Genomic DNA, 17301 nt, shown 5'->3' with positions numbered 1-17301 from the left:
AACAGAATGGTTCAACTATTAGGGACCAGATACACGCTCAATAGATACATTACCAACACCTTTACTGGTAATACCAAGCTGCTTGGCTGCGCCATAAGACAAGTCCATGACGCGATTACCATGGAATGGACCACGGTCATTTACCTTAACAACCACAGATTTGCCATTGCTCTTGTTTGTTACTTTTACATAACAGTTTAATGGCAATGAGCGGTGCGCTGCTGTCAAACCATTCATATCAAAGGTTTCACCACTGGCAGTTTTACGACCATGAAACTGACGACCGTACCAAGAAGCCAATCCATTTTGCTTAAACTTACTGACGGAGTTCGATGCTACGGCAGTTAAGCGTTCTAGCACATCTTCGTCATTAGATACTTTGGCACTGTTACTGGCCAGTAGCGAGCTGCTAAGGGCTAACGATGTAGGCTGGCGGGCAGATTTAACTAAGCTGGATGCATTTTCATGTTGGCGGGTAAGCTCGCCGAGTACACGATCAATATGGGAGGCGTTATTTTGAGACAAAGTCACAAAGGAGGTTTTTGATTCTGCTGCCTGTACGTTTGAAGCCATTGCTGAGCTTGCAAATACACACAAAGATATCGTTAGTAAACCAGATAAACGCTTATTCATAAATAACCTCTATAACATATACCCTAAAACCTAATCTACGTTAAAACTCAACTATTAACGGTCGCAGATTGAGTATGGCTTCATTAGACCACTCTAATGATAAGACCTACTCTAAAGCTTCACACAACACACTATTACCTAAGGGTATAGCATCAAAAGCTTTAATAGATTTTAACGTATGGATAATTTTTTTAATTCATTATCATAAAGTTGTATATGTCAAATTACGCAAATGACACACGAACAATAATGATATGTTTATATGACAGAGAGCACTGTCACTGTTAAAAAACCTAACATACTTAAATAATTAAACTATCAACAAAAATTTACAAATTTTATAATACTATCGTCCATCACCATTCCAAATGATAACAAACTAAATAAAGCGAATACTATATTCAATGAGATGCAAGCGGTAGATACGACAATAGAACTTGCCTGTTGTTAAGCCATAATGACAAGCCAGTCATTCATTTAATCACTGTGAAAACTCACTATATTGAAGCAGTCTCACCGCAGAACAACCAAATGCCAACTTAATTAGTAGGTGTGTACGGCTTATGTATCTAAAATGCAGTAAAAAGAGAGTAACGCAATTTTTTGTAAAAAACAAGTCTTAATACTTATAAGAAAATATTGACAATCTAATAAATATTGAGCCATATAGCTGGTGATACAGACTTATTTTACGTATTAAAAACAACGACTTAGAGTTAATATTTATTAATAAACATCAAGTATAGAGTAGATATTTATTAATAAATATTAACCATGGAGACACATTGCTTATAGCTTACGCCTCTGGCTACTTCTGCTTTTATAGGTTAATATTTCAGGATGTTATCATAATTTTTAGTGTTTTTTTATGAAAGGCAGACCGTGCAGGTAATAAAAGAGAGGCTGGGATAGTAAGCATTGGGTGTCACAAAGATTATATATAATAGTGTCATAAGAGTTTAAAGGATAATCTAAATGCTCATTACAACTGTGGCGAGCAGTAAAAATATTACAACTGCCACATCTATAAAAAATGGTATATTTGTTACCCATTGTCTAAACGATATTAAGCAGTGCGATGCGTATTGATAGACATTAGTAGACCAAATCCACCCATTAGTGTCACAATAGCGGTTCCTCCATAGCTGATAAATGGCAAAGGTACACCCACCACAGGCAAAATACCACTGACCATACCCACATTCACAAAAATATAAACGAAAAATGACATGGTAATTGCGCCTGCTAAGAGACGGCTATAGGTATCAGGATGAGTAAAGGTGATATATAGCGCACGGCTAAGCAAACAGGCGTAAAGAAAGAGGAGCAAGATAACCCCAACTAAACCAAACTCTTCTGAGAAGGCGGCAATAATGAAGTCGGTATGTCCTTCGGGTAAGAAATGCAGGTGCGATTGCGTACCATCTAGATAGCCTTTACCAGTGATACCGCCTGCACCTATTGCGGTCTGCGATTGAATGATATTCCAACCAGCGCCTTGAGCATCTATTTCTGGGTCAAATAAGGTCAATACACGCAGCTGTTGATAATCGTGCAATAAAAAATTCCAAGCAAATATCGCAACAGGTATGGATAACGCGATAGCCCCACCAATCATCCACCACGATAGTCCCGCTAAAAATAGGACAAAAAATCCACTAGCAGCCACAAGTAGCGATGTTCCCAAGTCAGGCTCTTTAGCGATTAATAACACAGGCAAAACAATTAAGGCTAAGGTTATCAAAATACTAGAAAAGGAGGGCGGCAATTCGCGCTTGGATAAAAACCAAGCACACATCATGGGCATCCCAAGCTTCATAAATTCTGATGGTTGTACACTGCCAAATACAGGCAGATTAATCCAGCGCTGAGCACCCATTCGTACTTCGCCAATCAAGTCAACCAGCACCAACAATACTAAGCCCAATGCGTAAAAAATGGGCGTCAAAATATAGTAGATACGTGGCGGTACTTGCGCCATGACAAACATCACTACAAAAGCAATACCATAACTGGTCATCTGCCGCAAAATCATCTCACTGTCTTGAGCCGAAGCGCTATATAAAATAGTCAGCCCAATACAACAAGTGGTCAATAAAAGCAGCGTTGTCCAAGGATCAATGTGCAGGCGTTGCCATAAAGTCGCCTCAGGGAAAGGATCAAAATAAGAGTTTTGACGGGATAGGCGATATTGTGAGCTTAAAGACATAGGCGGTAAGTGACTATAAAGTGGTGCAAGAAAAAGGATAAACAAGGAGGTAGCAATATGAGAAGGATAACGCAGACAGTTTACCTAACATCAGATAAAAAATACCTGTCTATATACGCAGACCAAATAAACCAGAGACGTGCAAAGACAAAATACTTTTATCAAGCAGCAACACTATAGCAATTAAGTAACGTAATTATAAATACTTATATGGATAAGTGTTAATAGGCAATTATCAAGACCGTATAATAGACGATATTTTAGCCGGCTTATTTAAAATTTGATAGTATCGATAGCATATTTTTTGGGATAGTTAATAGGAATGAAAAACGTAACCCTGTATAAGTCAAGACAAGCGCGACAGTCTGGTCATAGTTTCAATGTGCCTTCCTTTATTTCTGCCAATATCAAACCCTTTTTATCAATTTTTGTCTTTGGTTTGAGCGCTGCATCGGTTCAGGGTGCTATTATCAGCGATAGTAGCGAGCGCCGTATTCAAGTGCGCCAAGGCAGTGGTACAGCATATATCAGTAAAGCGACACCCACCGTCACAAATGACACCGGTATTCGTATGCTTAATCGCAATGGGTTAAGTGGCGATAGCATGCAAGGACTCATTGAACAAAAACAGCGCGAATTTGGTGTTAATGCCAAGCTATCGATTGATGAGAATAAGCGCGTTTACATAAATACAAAGCCTCCTGCATATAATACGATTTATAACACGACCTATGACCCCATTTACAATACCGGTAATAACAACGATGCCGCGCTAGACTTTAATAATTGGCTCAATAGAGATAACTATCGCGCTCAGCAAGTTGCCAGCTTCCAGCGTTATCTAACTGCTCAGTTGGGTACCAAAAACGTGCCGCCAATGGCACAGCTGCTGACGACCGCTCGGAGCTGGGAGAAATGTGGTTATGAACCCTATCAATTGCCACCGCAAGAATTATGGTCAAATATTGTCCCAACGCTAAGGCTGTATAGTAATTTAAAAAATCAAGGCGTCCTACCGCGCAGTGCCGAAATTCGCTCCGTATACCGTAGCCCTAATTTGAATGCATGTGCTGGCGGTGCTAATAGTAGTAAGCATATGACGGCGGGAGCGATAGATATTTGGGTACCTGAATATGAAAATAACTTGTGGGGCTTAAATAAGATGCAGGACAGTTTGTGTGATTTTTGGCAATATCAAGGTGAGATTTATAGCTTTGGGCTTGGCTTATATGCAACCGGTGCGATTCATTTAGATACGCAAGGCTACCGTAAATGGGGCTTTAACCATGCCAGTAGCAGCTCTGCTTGCCGATATTAAGAAGATTAACTAGATTGTATCAATCTTGCTTATTAAGCAATATTGGTGATGCATAATCATTATTTGACAAGATAAACTGATGGTAGGCAAGATACTTAATATATAAAACTTAAGTATTTTGCCTCCAAAACTATTAGCTTTCAAAAATATTAGCCTTCAACGCTAACAAGTGCTGTCAGTTCTTTTCTTTTTCCTATCGTTTTACCTTCTTGTTATTTTTTGCTTATTATCTTTAGTGCTTTCCCATGGGTTATTTTCGCCTACCGTGACGATTAAAAACGTATCGGGCTGCAATGTATCACGTAGCGTTTGATTGACAGCAGGAAGCTTTACCTTATCAATACGCGTAATGTAATTGCTCAAATAGTCATCGGGTAATTGATAGAAGTTCATCATACCTAATAGACCATTAATCCCAGCATTGCTGGCAAATCCCATTGGGAAACTATTCTTTAGGTTATCCGTGGTCAACTGCATCTCAGCACCTGTGATGCCTTTATCTAAAGTATTGTTAATAACCTCAATACTGGCATCAATCGCTGCCCGTGCTTTATCGTTGCGCGTGGCAAAGCCAATCTGGTATGGACCACGCGTGAGCATGGGACTCATAGAGCCCGAGATACCATAAGTATAACCCAAGTTTTGACGAATCTCAGTCATTAGACGGGCATTAAAGTCACCACCTGCGAGCACTTCATTGCCAACCGCAAAGTTGGTTTGCTGCTGCTGTGCTGTTGGGTCAGTGGCTCGTTTTTCGCCTAACTGCCCCATTAAAACGGTCGTTTGTGTGCTGGGAAAAGGAATATGAATGTGCTGTGCTTTGGTCAGCGGCTTTGGCTCTGGCAGATTTGCCGCCTTTTTGCCTATAGATAAGTCAGCGGTGAGACTGTCCGCCATTTTTTTGGCTTGGCTTAAGGTTAAATTGCCCGTTATTGCTAGAGACGCATTAGCAGCCACCAAATAGCGTTTTTGGAACTCGGTTAAGTCTTTTTGCGTGATACTGGGAACGGTATCGAGCGTGCCGGAAGTAGGATGGGCATAAGGGTGGGTGCCATATAACGCTTGATTAAAAGCAATGCTGGCAAGACTGCCTGGGTCTTGTTTTTGTTGTTGTAAACCTACCAATAACCGTGCTTTATTACGCGCTAAAATCTTGGTATCGAAACTAGGCGTGGTCAGCATTTGGGTCATTAATTCAACCGCAGGTAACAGATGCTCATCATCCGACAAACTGCGCAAAGATACGATAAACATATCTTTATAAACGCTGCTATCTAAATTAACACCCAAGGTTTCCACCGCGCGTGTAAAATCATCCTCAGCTAATGAGGCAGTGCCTTGCGGGAGCATTGTCGCGACCATATTGGCAATACCAAAGCCGTCAGCACGAATGTCACCGTCACGGGCGCTACCAGCATTAAAGCGTAAATCAATATCGACAATCGGCAGCGCTTCTGCGCGTACAAAAGCGACTGGCACGCCAGAGCTGGTATTGAAATACTCAATAGTGGGTACTGTGACTTTTAATTGTTTGACATTATCAAGACTGCTTAGTTTTGAGAGTGCTGCAATGGGCGCGCTGGTATCAACTGTGGCAGCCGATGCGCGATTTTCATCTGCATAAGCGGGCGCTACTAAAGCGGTTAATGCGAGAGTTATACTTAACGTCAACGTTGAGGTTAAAAAAGATTTTCGTATTGAATGGATATTATCTGTCGTAAATATTTTTACAATCGGCGATATAGAAGTCTTATAAGTCATCACGCTCTTCTTAATAATAAGTTTTAAAACCATATGCTCTAAAAATAAACCAGCATGGTTGATTAAATGTAAATCTGCATAAAATTGCTAAGGAAATCTAGGAACAATGCTAATTAGTAGTCTTAATTAGCGATTTTGGCACGAGTTATTTTAGTGGTTTGAGTTGTTTTTGCCGCATCTGTCTTTACTTTATCGCCAACAACGGGCGGAACGATATGCATGACGGTTAGGTTGTCTTTAACCAGATATTTTTTGCTCGCCGCCTGAATATCGGCAACCGTAATATTATCGAGCTTGGCACGTAAGGTTGCCAGCAGTCGATCATCCAGCCCAATAGACTGCAGCGAGCCTATCATTTGTGCTTGCCCTTTCATACTGTCTTGAGCATAGATAAGTCCAGTGACGGTATTGGTTTTGGCGCGGCTAATCTCATCCGGTGCAATTGGATCCGTCATTAGTTTATTAATTTCGGTGATAATTGCCTGTTGTGCTTGCGCTAAGCTCACGCCTTCACGCGGTGTGGCTTGAATTAAAAATAGCCCATCGCCGCGATCTAATAAATCGTAAGAAGTGCCAACGGAGGTTAGTAAACCTTGCTCACGAATCAAACGCTTCTCTAAACGCGCAGACAGTCCGCCATCTAATACGTCCTGAGCAAGCGATAAGGCATAAGCTTGCTTCTCATCTTTTGCGCCTATCGTCAATAAGCTTGGTACGTTATATCCCATAAGTAATACCGGCACTTGTACTGCTTGCTCGGAGCTAACTTGTTTATAACCGCGAAACCCGCGTTGGCTGACGGCTGGACGCTGGGGCAATTGACTGGTTGGCAGCTTGCCAAAGTAGCGTTTAACATGGGTTAAGACTTCTTCAGGTTTTACATCACCAACGATTACCAAGGTCGCGTTATTAGGCGCGTACCATGTCTTATACCACTCCTTTAATTCAGGCAAGGTAATCGATTCAAGCTCGCTCATCGGACCAATGACAGACTCACCTTTGGGGCTATCGGGCAAAGCAAGCAGGCGAAATGATTCATACGCTTTAGCAAGTGGATTGTCATCGGTACGCTGGCGGCGCTCTTCCATTACCACTTGATGCTCTTTGGCAAATTCCTTGGCATCAAAGCGTAAATTCACCATGCGATCCGCCTCTAACTCTAGCGCTAGGGGCAAGCGATTCGCTGGAAACAGTTCGTAATAACCCGTATAGTCGTAGCTGGTAAACGCATTATTAACCCCACCAAATTTTGCTATCAGGCGCTCAAAGTCATCACTTGATACATTACTGGTTCCTTTAAACATCATATGTTCAAGTAAATGTGAGATACCGCCTTTATCCAGCGGTTCATCGGTTGAACCTACTCGATACCAGATTTGGGTCATCACCACAGGGGCGCGATGATCTTCTTTGACAATCACCTTTAAGCCATTCTCCAGCATATATTCATGACGCCCTGACAAATCGATTGCCAGTTTTGATGACTGAGCTGGTGATGATTTATCAGCTTGCGTATGTGTGGTTTGATTGGCTTGGGTCACTGAGGGCAATGATGATGTATTAGGTTGGGTTAGAGTAGTGGTCTGGCAAGCGGCAATCGTGCTGGCAAGCGCTAGGGCAACAGCTGTACGCAGGATAATAGAAGAGGACATAGTGATTCTACTTATAAAAATAGGGTCTGAATGGATTTATGCAAAAGATTTTTTATAATATTTAATGCTATTAAATGGAACAATTTTCTTAAAGTAAGCAGATATTAACTGACAAATGCGACTATAAAATATCTTTAATGTTGGCAATAAAAATGGCAGTTGGTTCAAGGTCTTGTAGCGTGGCACAACCAACTGCCCCATAACATAACGCCATAATAAAGAACGCTCGGATAGCGTTAATTACGGTTTTAGGCATAGTTGTAAATGTTTTTTGGATACGTGACGGTAATATGCGCAAAATGATAAACCTTATTTATTTAAAATAACGCTGGTGAGTGTTGGTGCTAATTTACGATGACAGTTTGTAATGTCTATTTATCGTCATTCATTATGATGGCTATGTACAACAATAATAAAGAACACGACAATTATAAGGACTTGCCAACCATAACACTGGCAGTTGGTTTAAACTCATGTGTGGTATTGCACCCTGTCAGAGGTAGCATCAGAGTTGCTATTGCACATACCATACCTAATCTTAAATACTTTTTGAAATATGAGATTTCAGTAGGTGTTGCAGTAGACAAGGAAGGTAAGTTAAAACCATTATTTAATGACATAAGAATTCCAAAAAAGAGATAGTGAAAAGAGGGAAGGTAATTAAATGTTTATAAGTAAAGTCACGGTCGGCTTTATTATGGCGACATAACGATATGCAGACTGTAGCGAAATTTAGCGCAGTAAAGGTCAGAGTTTTGTTAGCAAACCTTAAGCTAACCTCTCTAAAAAGCCTGAACTCGATTTACAATAGCGTTTATGATAGGGCTGAGCACCGACTGAATTATGCTAAACTATAATAGCTAAATTATAATAAAAGTGAATACTACTGCTGGTATGGATGCCCATGTGGCGCTAAACCAGCATAATAATTAGATTACTCACGATATCAATTTTAGGGCGAATTTATGAATAATGCAGACAATACCAGTCGTGTCGTCATCAATCTAGATGGAGCATTTGATGACTTGGATGACGATGATATTACCTTACCCAGTATGCCAGTGCAATCGGTGCCTATTATTGATGAAGGCGTTGTTCGAGTAGAGGATCACGCTAATCAGGACGCCTTAAATCAGCAAGAGACCCAAGACAAACCCCAAATAAGTAATGATGTATCAGCACCCAAAATCAGCGAAGATATCGCTTTAGGCTCACCCATTGTCTCACCAGAGGTGACCACGCCAACTGAAATAGTGGTACCAAACAGCACATCAAATGAAGCGTCAAGTAGCTCATCAGATACAACATCAAATGCGTCCTCAACGGAAGTTCAGCCAAAACTTGCTACTAATCAATCAGCTATCCCAAAAATGCCTTTGCAAGCGCAATTGGGCGATGGGGCAGCAAGTAATTCGACCAATATTCATGCGACCAATACCAGTACTAACAAGATCAGTACTAACAATATAAGTGGTACAACGACAGGCGCGCAACAACAAGAAACGACATTAATATCCTCTGAAACATCTTCTAAAACAATAGATTCTTCACAAAAATTGCAAGAGGATAATGAAGAGAGCCAAGAGGCGCAGCAACAAGACAAGCAAAAAGGCAGCTGGTTTAACCGCATGAAGTCGGGGTTAACTAAGTCACGCAAGAATCTTGCTGAAGGTATGGTAAGTATTCTTATCGGCGGTAAAGAGATTGACGATGAGTTATTAGAAGAAGTTGAAGATCAGCTGCTGGTTGCTGATATTGGTGTGAATGCGACTAATCGTATTATCAAAAGCTTAACGGAGCAGACGGCGCGTGGCGATTTGATATATGCCCATTCTCTTTATAAAGCGTTACAAACTGAGCTGGTCGATATCTTAACCCCAAAAGTTGCCCCATTAGTTATTGATACCACTAAAAAACCTTTTGTTATTTTAGTTGTCGGTGTGAATGGGGTGGGGAAAACGACGACTATCGGCAAACTTGCCAAACGTTTACAAGGCGAGGGCAAGTCGGTCATGCTAGCTGCGGGCGACACTTTCCGTGCTGCTGCCACTGAACAGCTGCAAATTTGGGGCGATCGTAACGATATCCCAGTGGTCGCTCAAGGTCATGGCTCGGATAGCGCTTCTGTTATTTTTGATGCTATGCAATCAGCAAAAGCAAAGAATATTGATGTGTTAATTGCCGATACGGCAGGACGCTTGCAGAATAAAACGCATTTAATGGCAGAGCTTGAAAAGGTCGTTCGGGTCATGCGTAAAGCGGATCCTAGCGCCCCTCATGAAGGGATGATTGTACTCGATGCGGGTACAGGTCAAAACGCGATTAACCAAGTTGAGCTGTTTAATAAAGTCGTGCCATTAACAGGTATTACCATTACTAAACTTGATGGTACCGCAAAAGGTGGTGTGGTCTTTAATATTGCTGAAACCACCGATGTGCCGATCCGTTATATTGGGGTTGGCGAGTCGATTGATGATCTGCGTGCCTTTAGTCCGAAGCAGTTTGTCGCAGCATTGTTTGAGACTGATGATAAAGAATAATTCCTAATGACAGTGCTCAAGGATTTATAGCTATGATTATTACCACTATTTTATTATCTGATATCGCTCCTTATAACGATAGTAATGACTCAGTGCCTAATAACCCAATGAATAATGAACCAATGCCTAAAGCATCATTGCTGCTAGGCTGTCATCTGATAGAAGGTACACCCAAATTAATTCTGTGTGATTGGCTTGCTACTGATGTGCGCTGGCAGGATAAAGTTAAACTGGCTGCTCTAGCTAAGCATTATAAGTTTAATGCTATTGATACACAGTTTATCCCTGTTTCAGAATTGAATGCCAGCAAGCCTGAACAGCAGTTATTATTGGCAAGTATTGCGCAGTTGCAGCAGTATGTGCAAGGAACACGTCATGACTTTGACTTACCAATAGATGCCACTTTAGGCACGCCCTTTCAGCAAAAAGTTTGGCAAGCGTTATTAGATATCAAACATGGCGATACCATCAGTTATGCGACGTTAGCACAGCGCGTTGATAGCCCAAAAGGTTTTCGTGCCGTCGCTCAAGCTAATAGTAGAAACCCACTTAGTATTTTAATACCTTGCCATCGTGTAATTAGCAGCAATGGTAAGCTTGGCGGTTATACGGGCGGAGTAGATAAAAAAGAGTACTTGTTGGCTTTAGAAGGAATAAAGTGTCGGTCATAGTTAAGGTTAGTTAAATTATATCAAACTGTATGCCCATGACATAAAAAAGCCAAACGGTTAGAACGTCTGGCTTTTTTATTTAATATAGTGCTTTGAAGTTTATTTACTAATAACTTAACCTACTATTATTGCGCCCACTACTATTGCGCTTCAAGCTGCGCCATAACCTCATCTGTAAAATTGACATTGCTATAAACCTCTTGCACATCATCGATATCTTCTAACATATCAATCATTTTCATTACTTTAATTGCATCATCGATATTGTCAATATCTGCTATGGTCGCAGGTGACATAGTGACTTCTGCGTTATCGGAGACCAAACCCGCTGCATTTAGCGCGTCTTTTACTTGTCCAAAGTTTTCTACATCAGTGATGACTAATAGTGTTTCACCATCGTTTTCAATATCCAGCGCGCCTGCATCCAATGCGGCTAGCATTACCTCGTCTTCTAGGCTCACATCATTAAAACTGATTTCACCGCGCTTATTAAATAAATAGGCAACAGAGCCTGAGGTACCCAAATTACCATCATGCTTGGTAAAGGCGTGACGTACTTCGCTAACCGTACGATTGACATTGTCCGTCATGGTCTCGACCAATACGGCAACGCCGCCAATGCCATAACCTTCATAGGTGATGTCTTCCATATTATCATTATCACCGCCGCCCGTGCCACGTGCGACAGCGCGATTGATGGTATCTCTAGTCATATTGACAGACAATGCTTTTTCAATGATAGCACGCAGGCGTGGATTTTTATTGGGGTCTGGGTCACCTTGCTTGGCAGCGGAAACAATTTCACGAATAATTTTGGTGAATATCTTACCTTTTACCGCATCCTGACGGGCTTTGCGGTGTTTGATATTCGCCCATTTTGAATGACCTGCCATGTTACATCCTTAACTGTTGCTGACGAGTGATAGTGCTAATAAAACAAGGCTAATAGATTAATATGAATAAAACTGTCTCTACTGCCATGTCTTACATTTTTTATGGTATGTACTTTTTTTCTTAAGACTTGTTACCGCTTACTTTTTCTTATAAAAAGGCGCTTATGAATAGAAGCTCAATATGCGTGCAAATATATACAAGCGCTTGTACAAATCAGTGAATGTGATGTTGTTCGCGGCGAATTTTTGCTACACTGTCAAAATTGTATAGAAGTGGGTTATATTATAAACCACTTCTGTCTCATTTAACTACTTTCAGCCACTCTAGCGCTATTTAAGTCATGCATAACTGTTTATCTACGGATTTATTTATGCACCCATCCAAGCGTTCACGAACCTATTGATTTTATGAAGCAACCGACTGCTGAAGCCATAACCCATCTGCGTAATCGCATTCACATTATTGTTGAAGGCACAGATACACGTTTGGGTAAAATTTTTGATGTGATATTATTAATAGCTATTTTAGCAAGTGTTGCCGTGGTTATGCTCGATAGCGTGCTGTATATGCGCTTGCAGTATGGCACATTATTTTTTTATGCAGAATGGTTCTTTACCCTCTTATTTACCATTGAGTATCTGCTCAGACTGTTTTCAGCACCCAACCGCTTACGTTATGTGTTTAGTTTTTTTGGGGTAGTAGATTTATTATCGGTATTACCAAGTTATTTAAGCTTAATGTTTGTGGGCGTTCAATATCTACTAGTTGTTCGAATTCTGCGGATATTAAGGGTGTTTCGGGTACTTGGGCTTAAAGCTTATATGCAGCAAGCCGGATTTTTAGCATCAGCGCTAAAAACAAGCCAGCAAAAAATCACGGTATTTTTCTTATCTTTAGTACTGTTAGTGACAATCTTTGGCGCGGTTATTTACGTGGTCGAAGGGGCAGAAAACGGCTTTACCAGTATTCCAGTGTCTATTTACTGGGCGGTTGTAACGGTAACCACAACCGGCTATGGCGATATGTCACCTAAGACCCCCATTGGGCAGGCGATTGCATCTATGGTCATGATAACGGGTTATTCTATCATTGCCGTACCGACTGGGATTTTTACTGCTGAGCTGGCACGTAATATGCGCCCGCAGTTGACCCCTATAGCATGTCCAAATTGTGGTAAATTTGGTCACGCGGTAAATGCTACGTTTTGCGATCGTTGTGGGCATGCGTTGCATATCTAATCTTTGTTTTTATATATTCACTTGCGAATAATTATGTCTTACCTGTCATCTAATCATCTATAAATACTCGTGAACGAGTGGTGATAAATCAATTTTCACCCCGAGATTGACCAAATTCCAGTATTGACCCGAGACGGTGCGATCGAGCATCATTGTGGTTGCAGACGGTTGAAATTGTCCAAAGTATTTGAGTGAGGTGCGCATTTGAGCGATGACATCGTGATGCACGTGGCTGCTGGCAAAGTCAAACTCACCTTCTTGATAAGGCGGAATCGATAATGGCTTGAGCCCAATCGCTAACCACTGCTGATAAAATTCACCCGGAACTAAATTAGTATCATCACGACGAACTTCTAGCGCAATTAAATCTTGTTCAAGCGCGGTCACATCACCTTTTATAGCATGCTGTGCAAAACGGCGGAACAGCTTCACTTCGCTATCGCTATAGCTGCGAATACCACCAAAGTCATAAGCGACTACACTACCATCAGCGCGAAAAGCAAAATTCCCCGGATGCGGGTCGCAATGCATGCGGTATAAGCCAAACAGCTGACCTGCGGTAAAGTGAAATAAATGAGTGGCTATCTTTTGCTTAATGTCATTATCCCAAGTTGCCGCAACTGCAAGCGTCTCACCCATCTCCTCCGTCAGTGTCAATATGCGCTTGGAAGAATGGCTACTAATCACTCTCGGGATAATAATACCGTCATCTCTAGAATGAAAACCGCCAAAAATGCGTAAATTGTGCGCCTCTTTTGTGTAATCCAGCTCATCATGTAAGCTTTGACGAATCTCAGCAAACAGTTGCTCTTGCAGCGCCCGGCTCATATTCAAGACGCCTGCGATTTTAAGCGCCATACGTACTTGTTTTAAATCGCTATCGCAGTTTTTATCGACATCAGGATATTGCACTTTTACCACAACATGCTGCCCTGACTGCAAAACCGCTTTATGCACTTGACCGATAGACGCGGCTGCAAATGGTGTTTCTTCAAACTCAGCAAATAATTCAGTAATATCCCCTTGTAGCTCGCGCTCAACTTGGGCTTTAATCTGCGCATAAGGCATCGGCGGCGCATCTTTTTGCAGCTTCTCTAATGCCGTTGCGACTTCGGGCGGAAACACATCTTTATACTGCGAGGCAATTTGCCCCACTTTCATCACTGCGCCTTTCATCTCGCCTAATGTTTCTGCAATCTGAATACCGACATCTTGCATCATGTCTGAGCGCGCTTGCAGACGTTTTTCTTCGTCACTAGATAGGTGCTTTAATGAATTCTTTGCTGCCTTACCTGCAATACTTGCCGTCATGCCCGCCAATTTCATAAAGCGTTTTCCGGACGATTGTGCCATTCATATCACCGTGTTTTTTGACTGTCTATGTGTTATTGATTATCTGCTGAGTTATAAGTTATTCATCATTATGAAGATTAATGAGAATTGATATTAATTATGACTGTCACTCTATATTGATATTTATTCTTTATATACAAGGTTCTTTATCGCAATAAATCTAGCGCTCAATAAATGTAGGGCGCAATAAATACAGTGTAATAAAACCATAGCTCTTTAACCAGTAAGCTTGCGTTACCCAATCTATCTGTCATCTTAGGTAATATATTACTCAGCACTCAAATCAAGGCTATAGGCATTTATTAGCCAGTAATCCAGCGCGGTTTGATAGCCTAAAGACCCTAAACCACAAATAACACCCACTGCCACATCGCTTAGATAAGACAAATGGCGAAACGGTTCTCGGCTATGAACGTTCGATAAATGCACTTCGATAAAAGGTTTTTGCGTAGCAAGCAGCGCATCACGGATAGCGACAGAGGTATGGGTAAAGGCGGCAGGATTGATGATAATCGCATCAACTTGCTTAGTCGCGTCAGCCAATAAACCATAATGCTGGATATCGTCAACCAGTTTGCCTTCATGATTGGACTGAATGCAGATAAGTTCAATCCCATATTTTGCTGCTTTAGCGGTAAGCTGGGCTTCGATATCAGCAAGCGTAGTATGTCCATAAATCTCTGGTTCACGTTTGCCTAGCAGATTTAAATTGACACCATTCACCAATAATATTTTATGAGACAAGATTTGAGGTTGCGGCGTAGCTATGGATTGTGATGAGATATTGGTGGCGGAAGCAGTGCTCATAAAGTTCTCGGTGTATATAAAATGAAGAAAAGGGAAATGTATTGAATAAAGATCAAGAATTTGAATATAAAGGGGTTTGACTATAAAGACGTTTTATTATCGTCAACGTTGTTTTTTATTATCACTGCTAGTTGTGAATCTACCTTTATAGTTACCCTAATCCATTATCATAACAGCTTGACCTGTATTTTATAAAAAAGTTACACAAAAGGCTATCTACTCGTCAAAAATCGGGTTAAAAGACTTTATGTTACTAAAAACCCATGCTATGATATTTTTTAGGTAGGAAACATTGCAAGCTTGTTACTGCTATGATTGCAAACGACTTGTATCTAAAGCGAAACTTATTTATAAGGTTGTATGCTTTCACTTTATCGATAACGCTTACTTTAGATATGAATTTCATGATTTTATTTAGACCCCGCTTATATGCAATGTAGCAAAGGGATTTGGGGCTAAGCACACTTTTTAGGAAATAATATTATGTCAGCTCGTGAACAAGGTACTGTCAAGTGGTTCAATGATTCAAAAGGCTTCGGTTTTATTCAACGTGATAGTGGTGAAGATATCTTTGTCCATTTCCGCGCTATTCAAGGTGATGGCTATCGCTCACTACAAGATGGTGAAAAGGTGGAATTCACTGTAACGGAAGGCGATAAAGGTCTGCAAGCAGAAGAAGTTAGAAAAGTAGATTAGTTAGCAATATAAATCATGTGATATCAGTCATTCGGACAATGTTACTTTTGAGTAGTCGTGACTGAGTGAACTACTGATATACTATCAAGCCAAGCCTGTCTTATCCTACTGATAGGGACATTTTATGTCCATGGTGGGATGATGGCATTAGGTTTGGCTTTTTTGTGTTTGTTGGTTTGCAGTAAAGACTTCATTATCAAGGTTTTTGCCACTGATATCAGCCGTTACCATAGTAAGGATAATTTTTTGAGTCACTTCACAACATTTACAGATTTACCGCTCTCAGAGCCTATATTACAGGCGATTGATGACTTAGGGTTTAAGGAATTGACGGCGATTCAAGCCCATATATTGCCGTATACCTTAGCGCACCAAGATGCTATTGGGCAGGCGCAAACGGGTACGGGTAAGACCGCCACATTTTTGCTAACCATTATACAGTCGCTACTCACACGACCCTTTACCGCGGATGAAGAGCGCTACTTAGGAGAGCCGCGTGCAGTGGTAATGGCACCGACGCGCGAGCTTGCTCAGCAAATATTTGATGATTGTCTGGCTTTGACAAAGTATACAGGGCTGCACAGCGTCTGCATCATGGGTGGCACCAATTATGAAACCCAGCAGCATGAGCTTGAGCGGCAATATGTTGATATTTTGGTTGCGACGCCGGGGCGCTTGATTGATCTTGTCAATCGGGGCATGGTATATTTGGATCGGGTAGAAGTTCTGGTGTTAGATGAAGCTGATCGAATGCTAGATATGGGCTTTATCCCTGATATTAAGCGCTTGGTGGGTAAGATGCCAGCCAATACGGATCGCCAAAGTTTGCTGTTTTCAGCCACCTTTAATCAAGATGTGATGAATTTAGCCTATCGCTGGCTTCATGAACCGCAGTTTGTCGAAATTGAGCCTGAGCATAAAACCAGTGAGTTGGTAGAGCAGCACTTTTATCTGCTAAGCGAGAGTCAAAAGTTAGCAGCACTTGAGCGTATTCTTGCTGATAGCGCGGTTGGTAAAGTTATTATCTTTGCCAATCGTAAAGACCAAGTGAAGCGTTTGTATCATAAATTGCGCCAAGCACATAAAATCGTCATGCTATCGGGCGATGTGATTCAACAAAAACGTGAGAAATATTTGCAGCGTTTTAAAGAAGGTCATGCTTCAATATTGGTGGCGACGGATGTAGCAGGGCGCGGTATTCATGTGGATGATATCAGCCATGTGATTAATTATACCTTGCCGGATCAGCCAGATGATTATGTGCATCGTATTGGACGTACCGGACGTGCAGGGCAAACCGGTATTAGCATTAGCTTTGTTAGTGAAGATGATGCCTTTAATATTCCAGAGCTTGAGAAACATTTGGATAGTAAATTTACCCTTGAGCAATGGCAAGAGTAAGTTAGCACAAACTATCAACCCGCTCATTGCTACATTGATAGTTACCTATAATTAGCTAAAACAAAAAGCCTTTAACGTTAATATGACGTTAAAGGCTTTTTGATAAATATAATGAATAGGGAGGTTGT

15 protein-coding genes are annotated in these 17301 nt (G+C 41.2%); 7 read left to right on the top strand and 8 right to left on the bottom strand.

Features of this window, described 5'->3' with window-relative positions; all coding sequences use genetic code 11:
* Nucleotides 1-18 precede the first annotated feature (18 nt).
* Entirely contained in the window at nucleotides 19-633 is a 615-nt protein-coding gene (locus AAEY78_RS04255; RefSeq protein ID WP_352337585.1) for a septal ring lytic transglycosylase RlpA family protein, read from the bottom strand.
* Between the two features lie 1066 nt (nucleotides 634-1699).
* A complete protein-coding gene (gene rodA, locus AAEY78_RS04250) occupies nucleotides 1700-2842 on the bottom strand; it encodes a rod shape-determining protein RodA (RefSeq protein WP_352337583.1) in 1143 nt (380 codons plus the stop codon).
* Between the two features lie 322 nt (nucleotides 2843-3164).
* Here rodA and AAEY78_RS04245 point away from each other — a divergent pair, with 322 nt between their 5' ends.
* Complete coding sequence (locus tag AAEY78_RS04245) at nucleotides 3165-4160, top strand: D-Ala-D-Ala carboxypeptidase family metallohydrolase (protein WP_352337582.1); 996 nt, start codon at nucleotides 3165-3167, stop codon at nucleotides 4158-4160.
* A gap of 201 nt (nucleotides 4161-4361) precedes the next feature.
* Here AAEY78_RS04245 and AAEY78_RS04240 read toward each other — a convergent pair whose 3' ends face one another.
* The 3 genes from AAEY78_RS04240 to AAEY78_RS04230 form a co-directional block, all read right to left on the bottom strand.
* The gene (locus tag AAEY78_RS04240; RefSeq protein ID WP_352337580.1) at nucleotides 4362-5921 is read right to left on the bottom strand and encodes a M16 family metallopeptidase; all 1560 of its coding nucleotides are present in this window, start codon (nucleotides 5919-5921) and stop codon (nucleotides 4362-4364) included.
* Between the two features lie 122 nt (nucleotides 5922-6043).
* Nucleotides 6044-7573: a M16 family metallopeptidase gene (locus AAEY78_RS04235; protein ID WP_352337578.1), complete on the bottom strand. Its 1530-nt coding sequence runs from the start codon at nucleotides 7571-7573 to the stop codon at nucleotides 6044-6046.
* A gap of 121 nt (nucleotides 7574-7694) precedes the next feature.
* Nucleotides 7695-7871, bottom strand: coding sequence for a hypothetical protein (locus AAEY78_RS04230; protein ID WP_352337577.1), 177 nt, complete (start codon nucleotides 7869-7871; stop codon nucleotides 7695-7697).
* Nucleotides 7872-7972: 101 nt separating this feature from the next.
* Here AAEY78_RS04230 and AAEY78_RS04225 point away from each other — a divergent pair, with 101 nt between their 5' ends.
* The 3 genes from AAEY78_RS04225 (at nucleotide 7973) to AAEY78_RS04215 (ending at nucleotide 10784) form a co-directional block, all read left to right on the top strand.
* Nucleotides 7973-8215, top strand: coding sequence for a hypothetical protein (locus AAEY78_RS04225; RefSeq protein ID WP_352337576.1), 243 nt, complete (start codon nucleotides 7973-7975; stop codon nucleotides 8213-8215).
* A gap of 986 nt (nucleotides 8216-9201) precedes the next feature.
* Nucleotides 9202-10113, top strand: coding sequence for a signal recognition particle-docking protein FtsY (gene ftsY, locus AAEY78_RS04220; protein ID WP_352337723.1), 912 nt, complete (start codon nucleotides 9202-9204; stop codon nucleotides 10111-10113).
* A 32-nt stretch (nucleotides 10114-10145) separates the two neighbouring features.
* The gene (locus AAEY78_RS04215; protein WP_352337574.1) at nucleotides 10146-10784 is read left to right on the top strand and encodes a methylated-DNA--[protein]-cysteine S-methyltransferase; all 639 of its coding nucleotides are present in this window, start codon (nucleotides 10146-10148) and stop codon (nucleotides 10782-10784) included.
* Between the two features lie 140 nt (nucleotides 10785-10924).
* Here the strand turns inward: AAEY78_RS04215 and AAEY78_RS04210 are convergent, their stop codons facing one another.
* On the bottom strand, nucleotides 10925-11677 hold the full coding sequence (locus AAEY78_RS04210; RefSeq protein WP_352337573.1) for a YebC/PmpR family DNA-binding transcriptional regulator: 753 nt from the start codon (nucleotides 11675-11677) through the stop codon (nucleotides 10925-10927).
* Nucleotides 11678-12085: 408 nt separating this feature from the next.
* Between AAEY78_RS04210 and AAEY78_RS04205 the strand changes: the two genes are divergently transcribed.
* On the top strand, nucleotides 12086-12916 hold the full coding sequence (locus AAEY78_RS04205) for an ion transporter (protein WP_352337572.1): 831 nt from the start codon (nucleotides 12086-12088) through the stop codon (nucleotides 12914-12916).
* A 57-nt stretch (nucleotides 12917-12973) separates the two neighbouring features.
* Here the strand turns inward: AAEY78_RS04205 and AAEY78_RS04200 are convergent, their stop codons facing one another.
* The gene (locus AAEY78_RS04200; RefSeq protein WP_352337570.1) at nucleotides 12974-14269 is read right to left on the bottom strand and encodes an ABC1 kinase family protein; all 1296 of its coding nucleotides are present in this window, start codon (nucleotides 14267-14269) and stop codon (nucleotides 12974-12976) included.
* Nucleotides 14270-14536: 267 nt separating this feature from the next.
* Nucleotides 14537-15076: a type II 3-dehydroquinate dehydratase gene (gene aroQ / locus AAEY78_RS04195; RefSeq protein WP_352337569.1), complete on the bottom strand. Its 540-nt coding sequence runs from the start codon at nucleotides 15074-15076 to the stop codon at nucleotides 14537-14539.
* A gap of 483 nt (nucleotides 15077-15559) precedes the next feature.
* Here aroQ and AAEY78_RS04190 point away from each other — a divergent pair, with 483 nt between their 5' ends.
* Both AAEY78_RS04190 and AAEY78_RS04185 read left to right on the top strand, forming a co-directional pair.
* Nucleotides 15560-15772, top strand: coding sequence for a cold-shock protein (locus AAEY78_RS04190; RefSeq protein WP_352337567.1), 213 nt, complete (start codon nucleotides 15560-15562; stop codon nucleotides 15770-15772).
* Between the two features lie 246 nt (nucleotides 15773-16018).
* On the top strand, nucleotides 16019-17173 hold the full coding sequence (locus AAEY78_RS04185) for a DEAD/DEAH box helicase (protein WP_352337566.1): 1155 nt from the start codon (nucleotides 16019-16021) through the stop codon (nucleotides 17171-17173).
* Nucleotides 17174-17301: the final 128 nt, after the last annotated feature.

The sequence above is a fragment of the Psychrobacter sp. 16-MNA-CIBAN-0192 genome (assembly GCF_040309565.1).
Lineage (GTDB): Bacteria > Pseudomonadota > Gammaproteobacteria > Pseudomonadales > Moraxellaceae > Psychrobacter.
Note: the sequence above shows the minus strand (reverse complement) of the source record. Positions and strands in the feature narration are given on the sequence as shown.